This is a genomic window from Vibrio sp., from assembly GCF_050299255.1.
In the GTDB taxonomy this organism is placed as follows: Bacteria; Pseudomonadota; Gammaproteobacteria; order Enterobacterales; family Vibrionaceae; genus Vibrio.
In genome coordinates, this window is the sequence record NZ_JBNKVP010000022.1 from 39,980 (window position 1) to 47,250 (window position 7,271).

7 protein-coding genes and 1 riboswitch are annotated in these 7,271 nt (G+C 50.0%); of the genes, 5 read left to right on the top strand and 2 right to left on the bottom strand.

The window, feature by feature from the left end:
• Window positions 1-278: 278 nt before the first annotated feature.
• Window positions 279-920, top strand: a complete 642-nt coding sequence (fabR, locus tag ACQY6F_RS08545; protein WP_428773645.1) for an HTH-type transcriptional repressor FabR — start codon at window positions 279-281, stop codon at window positions 918-920.
• Window positions 920-1,294: a YijD family membrane protein gene (locus ACQY6F_RS08550; protein WP_428773646.1), complete on the top strand. Its 375-nt coding sequence runs from the start codon at window positions 920-922 to the stop codon at window positions 1,292-1,294. Before fabR ends, ACQY6F_RS08550 begins: the two co-directional genes overlap by 1 nt.
• A 60-nt stretch (window positions 1,295-1,354) precedes the next feature.
• On the opposite strand, the gene trmA is transcribed toward ACQY6F_RS08550, so the two are convergent.
• On the bottom strand, window positions 1,355-2,461 hold the full coding sequence (gene trmA, locus ACQY6F_RS08555) for a tRNA (uridine(54)-C5)-methyltransferase TrmA (RefSeq protein WP_428773648.1): 1,107 nt from the start codon (window positions 2,459-2,461) through the stop codon (window positions 1,355-1,357).
• Between the two features lie 171 nt (window positions 2,462-2,632).
• A riboswitch (cobalamin riboswitch) is annotated at window positions 2,633-2,835 on the top strand.
• A gap of 47 nt (window positions 2,836-2,882) precedes the next feature.
• Between trmA and ACQY6F_RS08560 the strand changes: the two genes are divergently transcribed.
• From ACQY6F_RS08560 to murI, 3 genes are read left to right on the top strand one after another with little or no spacing between them, the layout of a single operon-like run.
• Window positions 2,883-4,826 (top strand): TonB-dependent receptor, encoded by a 1,944-nt coding sequence (locus ACQY6F_RS08560; protein ID WP_428773650.1) that lies wholly within the window; start codon window positions 2,883-2,885, stop codon window positions 4,824-4,826.
• A 44-nt stretch (window positions 4,827-4,870) separates the two neighbouring features.
• Complete coding sequence (locus ACQY6F_RS08565; protein ID WP_428773652.1) at window positions 4,871-5,542, top strand: ATPase; 672 nt, start codon at window positions 4,871-4,873, stop codon at window positions 5,540-5,542.
• Window positions 5,543-5,588: 46 nt separating this feature from the next.
• On the top strand, window positions 5,589-6,392 hold the full coding sequence (gene murI, locus ACQY6F_RS08570; RefSeq protein WP_428773654.1) for a glutamate racemase: 804 nt from the start codon (window positions 5,589-5,591) through the stop codon (window positions 6,390-6,392).
• Here murI and ACQY6F_RS08575 read toward each other — a convergent pair.
• On the bottom strand, window positions 6,355-6,825 hold the full coding sequence (locus tag ACQY6F_RS08575; protein WP_428773656.1) for an RNA recognition motif domain-containing protein: 471 nt from the start codon (window positions 6,823-6,825) through the stop codon (window positions 6,355-6,357). The two genes, murI and ACQY6F_RS08575, sit on opposite strands and share 38 nt — an antisense overlap.
• Between the last annotated feature and the right edge of the window lie 446 nt (window positions 6,826-7,271).

A 7,271-nucleotide genomic window follows, 5' to 3' on the forward strand; every position in this document is an offset into this window, starting at 1 on the left:
TAAATACTTAACATTGCTGTTGCGATATTTTAACCGAAACTGCCGGCGGGTAAATGGTGTGCCTACCAGACAGTGGAGGCGATCACGACATCTTAGCCAGTTGCTGCTAAATTGCTCAGCGGGTGCGACAGGTCTCCAATTTACATCTTTAAGATTGAAATTTATGGTAAACCCCGTTTTACTGACCGGCAACGGACTTGGGTGGTATGGCTTACCGCCTGGCAGGATTCGCGCTATAGTAGCCTTCCGCACAGTTAACATGGAAACAGCAGGCAATAATGAAGTCGATGGGCATTCGGGCACAGCAAAAAGAGAGAACACGCCGGACGTTAATAGATGCGGCATTTCGTCAACTCAGTGCTGACCGCAGTTTCTCCAACCTGAGTTTGCGAGAAGTGGCCCGTGAAGCTGGTATTGCACCCACCTCATTTTATCGCCATTTCAAAGATATGGATGAGCTTGGGCTGACCATGGTTGACGAAGGTGGTCTATTATTACGACAGTTGATGCGTCAGGCTCGACAGCGAATTGTCAAGGAAGGAAGTGTGATTCGCACTTCGGTGGAAACCTTTATGGAGTTCATCGAAAGCAGTCCGAACGTGTTTCGGTTGCTGCTACGGGAACGGTCTGGGACCTCGTTCGAATTTCGTGCCGCGGTGGCACGGGAAATTCAACATTTTGTCGCTGAATTGAGCGAATACTTGATCAGTAGTGGCACTGGCCGGGAGGAGGCGTACGCTCAGGCGGAGGCTTCGGTTACCCTGGTGTTCAGTTCCGGAGCGGAGGCACTCGACTTAGACAGGCGTGAGCGGGAAGTACTGGCAGAGCGTCTGATTATTCAGTTGCGAATGATCGCCAAAGGGGCGCATTTGTATTGCAGAGAACGTGATCGAAATAAAGTAAAAGGCGGGACTAGCTGATGTCGAATGAAAATATTTCCGTGAATAGCGGTTCAGAGAAAAAGACTCTAATTTTGGCGATTGTCGCCGGTATGTGTGGTGATGCTTTGTTGTCCTGGCTAACCATGAGTGAAGTGAGCTTTTCCATTTTTCCTCTGATAGCGTTAGTGCTGGCACTGCAGGCGCTGTATCAGGAGTATTTACGCCACCCGGTATCGGAAGATATCCCTCTGGTGGGACTGGCCTGCTTCTTTGTCGGCGCTTTTGGTCATTCGGCTTTTATCAAAGCTCAGTATCCGGAATCGGGGTCCAACTTCTTTGCCATTATCGTTGTGCTGCTATTGATGGTCTGGATTGGCAAAAAGATGGGCTTTATCGGTCGCCGCAATGATTAACTAACTGATCCAATAAAAAACGAGCCTTGATGGCTCGTTTTTTGTTTGTACAACGGATAATTACTTTCTTTCCAGCAGCACACCCGCCTCCATGTGGTGGGTATAGGGGAACTGGTCGAACAGGGCAAAGCGGGTCACTTTGTGGGTTTCACTTAACATCGCCAGGTTGTGTTTTAGCGTATCCGGATTACAGGAGATATACAGAATACGCTGGTAACCCTGAACCATCTTACAGGTATCATCATCCATACCGGCCCGCGGTGGATCGACAAAAATGGTGTTGCAGTTATAGCTGCTAAGGTCGATATTGGCCTGCTTGAGGCGGCGGAACTCACGTTTACCTTCCATCGCTTCGGTAAACTCTTCCGCAGACATGCGAATGATCTGCACGTTGTCGATTTGGTTAGCGGCAATATTATACTGGGCAGAGTCGACCGAAGGCTTGGCCAGCTCTGTCGCCAGTACCCGGTCAAAGTTCTGTGCCAGAGCCAGCGAAAAGTTACCGTTACCGCAGTACAGCTCCAGCAGATCACCCTGGCTGTCCTGAGTACAGTCCACTGCCCACTCAAGCATTTTTTCAGCGACTTTACCGTTGGGCTGGGTAAAGCTGTTTTCCACCTGTTGGTAGACATAGCTGTCGCCGTTTACAGAGAGCTTTTCCACTACGTAGTCACGGTCGAGGACAACCTTCATTTTCCGCGCCCGGCCAATCAGATTGAGGTTAAACCCTTCATCATTGAGGCGCTGCTTGAGTGCCTTCGCCTGTTCGGTCCACTCTTGGTCCAGTTGGCGGTGATACAGCAGTGACACCAGTATTTCGCCGCTAAGGGTAGACAGAAAATCGACCTGAAACAGTTTGCGCCGTAACACCGGGCTCTCTTTCATGGCATCGATTAACAACGGCATTAAGTCGTTGATCAGGCGGCTGGCTGCCGGAAACTGGTCAACCCGGTATTTTTCACGGGTCTGTTGATTAAACATGATGTAGTAAAGCTCATCGCCTTCATGCCAGACCCGAAATTCTGCCCGCATCCGGTAATGCTGCTCTGGAGATTCAAACACTTCCAACGCTGGCACGTTGAACTCGGCGAACATGGTGGTCAGACGTTCGCGCTTTTCCGCCAACTGTTGCTGGTAGTGCTGTGGATTTACATCAAGAGAAGCCATCGGTTTACCTTTTGTGGTGCATCTATAAAGAGCGCAGATTTTATTCAATCTCAGCGCTATGTCCAGTCTTGTTCCATTTTGTCTGGTTAAGCCGTTGAGTTGATAAGGGCAAAGCGCTGATAAAACTATAGCTTATGCCAATTTGGGCTGGACAAACCATCATGTCGTCAATACGATGAGCGCCAAGCTGGTGCCATGCTAGATATCTAGATGGCTTAATAGGGAATCTGGTGCGAATCCAGAACTGACGCGCAGCGGTAAGAGAGAACGACCACTCAGCAGACACTGTACTCCGGTATGGGAAGTCGGGTGGAAGGTGGGAGAATACCCCCCTGCTCTTGAGTCCGAAGACCTGCCAGCCGGCTGAGTAAAGGCACAGACAGTGTCGCTCAGCAGGACTTACGCGACTTAGGATAACATAATGGACAAATCTATCTTAGCGGTGACGGTAGCATCGCTGCTTTCGTATACCTCACTTTCACACGCCGCACAGGCTGATAGCCAGGAAACCATGCTGGTGATTGGCCGCAGTGAATTTAATAACAGCATCGAAAATATACCCGCCAACGTAGTGGTACTGACCAGCGATGAAATTGCCGCCAGCGGCGCCACCGATTTAAGTGGCTTGTTACGTGGCCGCGCCGGGATTCAAATTTCCGATACTAACAGCGGCCCGGTTTTTGCGATGCGCGGATTCAGCGGCGGGCAGGCCGGTCACAATACTCTCATCCTGCTGGATGGTCGCCGCCTGAATAAGCAGGACTTAAGTAGCCCTCAATTAAGTTCGATTCTGATCAGCCAGATTGAGCGGGTGGAAATTCTGTCCGGCAGTGCTGGTGTGTTGTATGGCGATCAGGCGGTCGGCGGCGTGATCAATATCATCACCAAGAGCGGCCAGGGTGAGCGTGGCCATGTGTCGATTGGTGCCGGTAACTATGATTCGTTTGCTGGTTCAGCCGGTGTTTCGACGGACATCAGCGATGACTGGCGTCTCTATCTGAGCGCCAGCCAGGACAACAGCGATAATTATCGCCAGCACAACCGCCGTGAAACGGGCGTGTTGCTGGGACGAGTAAGCTATCAGCGCGACCTGACCGAGTTTTATACTGAAGCCAGCTATTACGACAACAACCGCCAGTACGCTGGCTCGCTAAGTGAGCAGCAATACCAGCAAGACCCGCGTCAGGCCAGTTCACCAAGCAATACCGACTATTCACACGATATCACCAAAGCGGTGCGGATCGGTTATAAGCAGCCGTTGCAGGCGGGCTGGTCGCTGGATAGCAGCGCATTTTACGACCGCAGTACCGCGTCCGGTCTCTCTTACGGCAGTGACACCAAAAAATCCAGCCGCCAGCTAGAAGGGGCGGTGAAGCTAGAAAACCGCTTCAATAACCAACGCGGTGCTGGCAACCTACTAATTGGTCTGGATGGGGCAGACCGGTCTCACCAGTATCTGGCCAGCTTTAGTAACCGAGATAATGATCAATCCAGTTACAGTATATATAGTCAGTTCAACTATCCGTTGCTGGAAAAGCTGACCCTGACTTTAGGTGGCCGCTACAGCGCTGTTGAAGATCGGTTGTACGATATGGCTATCTATCCTAACCGTGAAACGCTGACCGCGTCGAAAGATGCCTATGAAGCGGCCCTGAACTACAAGATCAATGCCGAGCAGCGTGCTTATCTGCGTGCCGATACCAATTTCCGCTTTGCTAAGATCGATGAGCAGGCTTATACGTCACCGGGAGTTCGGGGACTTAAACCACAAACCGGACGGTCAATCGAAGCGGGTTGGAGCCTGATGAAACCGTCCTACAGCGTAAAGCTGGATCTGTTCCAGTTGGCGCTGGAAGATGAAATCATCTTTGACTCCAGCGCACCGACACCGATTGGTGGCTTCTTCCAGGGGGCCAATGTCAATGCCGAGTCGTCAGAGCGCCGCGGGGCGACCTGGAGCGGCGATCTGTACCTGCTGGAAGACTGGCTGCTGGGGGCAGAGTACAGTTTTATCGATGCTGAGTTTACCAACGGCGTTAATCAGGGTAAGGAACTGCCTTGGGTGGCACGTCATAGTGGCCGGTTGTTTAGCAACTTCGATGTCAGTGAACATTGGCAGCTGTTTGTTGAAGGGGTCTATACCGGCAGCCGTTATAAAGATGGCGATACCGCTAACAGCGCCGCCAAGCTACCGGCATACTGGCTGGGTAACCTGGCGGTGAACTATACCCGCCAGGCCTGGACAGCCAGTCTGCGAGTCGACAATCTGTTTGATCAGAAATATGCCGCCAACGCCAATAATTGGGGGGCTTACTACCCCGGCGATGGCCGCCGCTTTATGCTGACCGGTCGTTATCAGTTTTAATCACAATTAACCGCCTTCGGGCGGTTTTTTCTCAAGGAGAGTCGATGAAACGCAAAGTAATGATCAGTTGGTCCAGTGGTAAAGATTCGGCTTTGGTGCTGGAGCGGCTGAATGCCGACCCGGATTATCAGGTAGTCGGGCTATTTACCACTTATGTCGCCGATGAGGTACCGTTTCAGGTAACGCCGATAGACGTTGTTGAGATGCAGGCTGATTTAATCGGCCTGCCGTTAGTTAAGATAGTGCTCCCGGAGGTTTTTCCATCTAATCCTGTCTATCAACAGCGGGTTGTGGAAGGGTTACGTCGCAGTAATCTGGATTTTTCGCTGGTGGCGTTTGGCGATATGTTCCACAACGGTATTGCCCAGTACCGACGTAGCTACATCGAGCCGGCGGGTTGGCAATGCCTGTTTCCGTTAATGGGGGAAGACAGTATGGCGTTGGCAGAAGAGATTATTCAACGCGGAATTGAGGCGGTAGTGGTGACTTGCGATGGAGAGTCGCGGCTGGCTGAAAACTGTGGCCAGCAATATAACCTGCCTTGGGTTGCGGCATTACCGGCCGGAGTCGACCCCTGTGGCGAAAATGGCGAGTTTCATACCCTGGTGCTGTCTGCTCCGAGTTTTAGCGGGCAATTGGCGTTGAGCAATTGCCTGTTGGAGCGAGGGCCGCGTTTCAGTCACCTGCGCTATGATGCAACAGTGATTGCCAAATAAAAAACAGCCGCTATGATCACTGGGTTATTTTTGACGGAACCTCAGAGTGTCACAACAACCCAACCAAACCGTACTGATATTTGATTCTGGCGTCGGCGGCTTGTCTGTCTATCAGGAAATCAAAAAGTTGCTACCGCGGCTTAACTATATCTATATGTTTGATAACCAGGCTTACCCCTATGGTGAGCTGGCACAAGAGGTTCTGATCCCAAGAGTCGTTGGCTGTATCACGCGGCTGGTGGAGCAAAACCCGGTTGACCTGGTGGTGATCGCCTGTAACACCGCCAGTACCATAGTACTACCCAAGCTGAGGGAAAAACTGACCATCCCGGTCGTGGGTGTCGTCCCTGCGATAAAACCGGCATCGTCTCTGGCCAATAAAGCGGTGGGGCTGATCGCGACACCGGCAACGGTGACTCGTGAATATACCAGAGATCTGATCCGCGATTTTGCAATGGACAAGAATGTCGAAATGCTTGGTTCCACCCGGCTGGTGGATATGGCGGAAGAAAAGTTGCGTGGCAAACCGATAGATCTGGTTGAACTGGACGGAATACTGACGCCGTTAAAGCAGAAAGTAGATGTCGCTGTGCTGGGTTGTACTCATTTCCCGCTGATAAAAGCTGAGATACAGGCGGTGTTGGGTCAACAAGTGCAGTTAATCGATTCTGGAGAAGCAATTGCCCGCCGGGTGAAATCCTTGCTGGCGATCAATGGGGAGCAGAACAGCGTTGTCGGCAACGGACAAATTTTTGCCAGCGCTCCTCCCTGGCAGGAAGAAGCGCTGAATGAGATGCTAGCGGGACTCGAATTTAATCCTGTTCGTCTCTATCCTCTTGAGGGTGTTTAGGGTCGTTGGCGATCCGTACTTTTAACGTTCTCTGCATATATTCTTTTTCGTTCAGTGCCTCTATTGCTGGTTGGGCATCGCCCGCAGCCATAACGACAAAACCAAACCCTCGTCTCTTACCTGTGCGTTTATCTTTCATTAAACGCACGGCAAACACTTCACCATACTGAGCGAACAGCTCTTTAACGTTCATTTCGTTCGCTTTATAAGGCAAGTTACCTACATAGAGAGTTTTGGTTGAATTATTGATATCGGAGTCCAGTCCGTTTTCATTTTCGATTTGTGCTGAAGTTGAAGAAAAGGTGAAAACCAAAAAAGTAGCAATAACACCAGCAATAAAAGCAAACGCGGCGGTTAAATCGAGCTGAGCGAAAAGAAATGCTCCTATAACGGCCACAGTGACAATCAGTAACATCGTTTTGGTAGAATTCATATTGGAATACAACTTATTCAATTTAAAAGACAAGTACCTACTTTTAACAAAATAGATACATTGGATATTACGTGTATGATTGTGGTTTTTCCAACCGATTGGTGTGACTTGTCTCAAATGTTGAAATTTTATTCGATTTCAACTGCTTTGCTCTTTTTTTGAGCGGTTGGAAAATATTTGCCAGAAAAAGCTTGTGTTCCCTCATCGCCTCCCTATAATGCCGCCTCACCGACACGGAGTGAGAGATAAATCACGAAGTGTAGGAAAGATGAAGTCATGAATTAAATAAAATTAGCGCTTGACTCCGAATTTGGGAAGCGTATTATACGCACCCCTGACGACACGGGAATTACTTCTAAGTCGACAGAAAACGCTCTTTAACAATATAAACCTATCAATCTGTGTGGGCACTCGTTGATGATAATCAAAATTCGAAACTTCGGTTT